Below are 2,518 nucleotides of genomic sequence, written 5' to 3'. Positions count from 1 at the left end.
TTAAAAGGGAATATATTTTTCATATAGAAATAAATTTGAAGGTGTATAAAAGGTTGTGTGAAAGGAGAATGAGAGTGATCAAGCTGAAACAATTTACAAGAACTGATTTCAAACAATTAATTAATTGGATCGATTCCGAAGAATTCTTAATACAATGGTCAGGAAGTGCATTTATATATCCTTTAAATGAACAGCAATTAGAGAAATATATAGAAAGTGCAAATACACTCGCTTTCAAAGTAATAGATGAAGAGACTGAAGCAGTTATTGGTCATATTTCACTTGGGCAAATAGATAATATAAATAAATCTGCTAGAATTGGAAAAGTGCTAGTTGGTAATACGGAAATGAGAGGACATTCAATAGGGAAATATATGATGAAAGCAGTACTTCAGGTTGCTTTTGAAGAATTGAAACTGCATAGAGTTACTCTTGGTGTTTATGATTTTAATACGTCAGCCATTTCATGTTACGAAAAAATAGGATTTGTAAAAGAAGGTTTATTAAGAGAGGCAAAAAAAGTAGGAGAAACGTATTGGAACTTATGGGAAATGAGTATGTTAGAATATGAATGGAACAATAATTAACAACAGTTCGTTATAATTATGTTATGTTAACTAAAGGGGTTTGGTGGGAAATCATGAATAAAAAAACAAAAATAATTTCAATTGCAGCCGTTTCAGGAGGGGGGAAAACTACAATTACAGAAAGTTTAACGCATGAGCTAACGAATTCAAAGGCTCTATACTTTGATAGTTATAAATTTGATAACTGTCCTGCTGATATTTGTAAATGGATTGATGATGGGGCGAATTATGATGAGTGGGTACTAACACCACTAGTCCAGGATATTCAGCATCTTATACGAGATAGTAATTTGGACTATATTATTGTAGATTATCCTTTTGCATACTTAAATAGAGAAATGGGAGAATTCATTGATGTAACTATATTTATCGACACACCTTTAGATATTGCGATGGCTAGAAGGATTTTGCGAGATTTTAATGAAGATACAATGAGTGAAATACATAATGATTTGAAACATTACATGACACATGCGAGAAAAGCTTATTTAGAGGCAATTCATACTGTTAAACCAAATTCAGATATTGTCTTGGATGGATCTTTATCTGTAAAGGAAATAATTGATCGTACACTAGAGGAACTTAATCGAAGAAAAGTGATTGTGAATGATTAAATGTATAGAGGAATATGTACAAAAGGATGAGCCACATTATATTATAGATGCCGTTAAGTGGACCAGTGGGGTAGGGAAGAGATAAGTGTGTACACTTTATTTCAATATAATTGGCAAGTAAGAGAAGAATGGTTTAAGTGGTGTGAACAACTTAATTAGTATAGATTTTAAAAGTAAATTAGCAATATAAATGGTAAGCGAAAACGCTCAGATTTTTCTGAGCGTTTTTTAGCGTAATATGTTATCAACCTAATTGAACTAACACTACCTGTTAATTTAATATAATTTGCTTCACAAATAAATAAAGGGAAATCGATAAAGTCAGAACCTTAAAGAATTTTGGAATCAAAATGGAAGTAGACAAACTGTTCACAGCCCCTTAAAATCAAGCAATAACTTTATTCGTTCGGATAAAGATTCTGATATGTTTTTACTGTATGTTTAATTAAATCCTTTAAAACATCGATATCGATATTAGCTAATGTATTAACATAAATACAAGCCTTACTCTTCGTGTGTTTACCAAAGTTTTCTAATAATTTTTCTCTTTCCTCACTTTCGTAGGTCAAATAAAGACTAATTTTCGCCTTTCTTGGTGAAAAACCCACTAAAGGCGCATCCCCTTCACGTCCTGATGCATATTTATAGTGATAGCTACCAAAGCCAATAATACTAGGGCCCCACATTTTAGCGTCGTAACCAGTTACTCCTTCAAAAATTTCTAATAACTGATAGGCATCTGCCTTCTTCTTCTCATTTTCCACACTTTCAATAAATTCAATTACACTATTTTCAGTTTCTTTCATCTTTGGTTCAGACATATATGTACCCTCCTATTCTCTGAATAAATTTATTTTAACATAAAACTTAAACTCGATATTCAAACCAAACGTATCTGTGCAATACACAGTTCTCGTCATCGGCTCGATATGTAATACATTTATGTACATGTCGTGGACCATCCCGTCACGATAGTATGAAATCAATATTTCCTCTTTGTTTTGTAGTGATTGCACAAGCCATATTTGCAGTTGTTCTTTCATATCTTCAGTTACAATTGGTTTCGGTACTTTATTCAAATCATTCAGCATTTCTCTAATTCTTTCGTATTGTTCGGCATATTGGTCATTCGTTATCAAGACCTAAATCGTAAAAAGCCATAAAAAATAAGAGATGATACATATTATACATAACTAATTCATGATCAACAGCATCCAATATGGTATGGCAGGGCTGGAAGTGTTGGAAGTACTACGGGCACAGTTGGGCATTATTAATAAGAGCCCAATAAAAAATTCTCTTGGATGCAAGAGGATT

Annotated in this window: 4 protein-coding genes and 1 pseudogene; 3 read left to right on the top strand and 2 right to left on the bottom strand. The window is 32.3% G+C overall.

The window, feature by feature from the left end:
- The first annotated feature begins 68 nt into the window (after positions 1–68).
- From V7038_RS29305 to V7038_RS29295, 3 genes and pseudogenes are all read left to right on the top strand, one after another.
- Positions 69–587, top strand: a complete 519-nt coding sequence (locus tag V7038_RS29305) for a GNAT family N-acetyltransferase (RefSeq protein WP_335696078.1) — start codon at positions 69–71, stop codon at positions 585–587.
- A gap of 53 nt (positions 588–640) precedes the next feature.
- On the top strand, positions 641–1,201 hold the full coding sequence (locus V7038_RS29300; protein WP_199659639.1) for a hypothetical protein: 561 nt from the start codon (positions 641–643) through the stop codon (positions 1,199–1,201).
- An 87-nt stretch (positions 1,202–1,288) separates the two neighbouring features.
- A pseudogene (locus V7038_RS29295) lies at positions 1,289–1,357 on the top strand (DinB family protein); the annotation flags it as partial.
- Positions 1,358–1,599: 242 nt separating this feature from the next.
- On the opposite strand, the gene V7038_RS29290 reads toward V7038_RS29295, so the two are convergent.
- Together V7038_RS29290 and V7038_RS29285 are read right to left on the bottom strand one after the other, a co-directional pair.
- A complete protein-coding gene (locus V7038_RS29290; protein WP_002110021.1) occupies positions 1,600–2,022 on the bottom strand; it encodes a DUF1801 domain-containing protein in 423 nt (140 codons plus the stop codon).
- A gap of 12 nt (positions 2,023–2,034) precedes the next feature.
- Positions 2,035–2,340, bottom strand: a complete 306-nt coding sequence (locus tag V7038_RS29285) for a YolD-like family protein (RefSeq protein ID WP_050567235.1) — start codon at positions 2,338–2,340, stop codon at positions 2,035–2,037.
- Positions 2,341–2,518: the final 178 nt, after the last annotated feature.

Origin of the sequence: Bacillus sp. JJ783, from assembly GCF_036963225.1 — a bacterium.
Lineage (GTDB): Bacteria > Bacillota > Bacilli > Bacillales > Bacillaceae_G > Bacillus_A > Bacillus_A cereus_U.
Note: the sequence above shows the minus strand (reverse complement) of the source record. Positions and strands in the feature narration are given on the sequence as shown.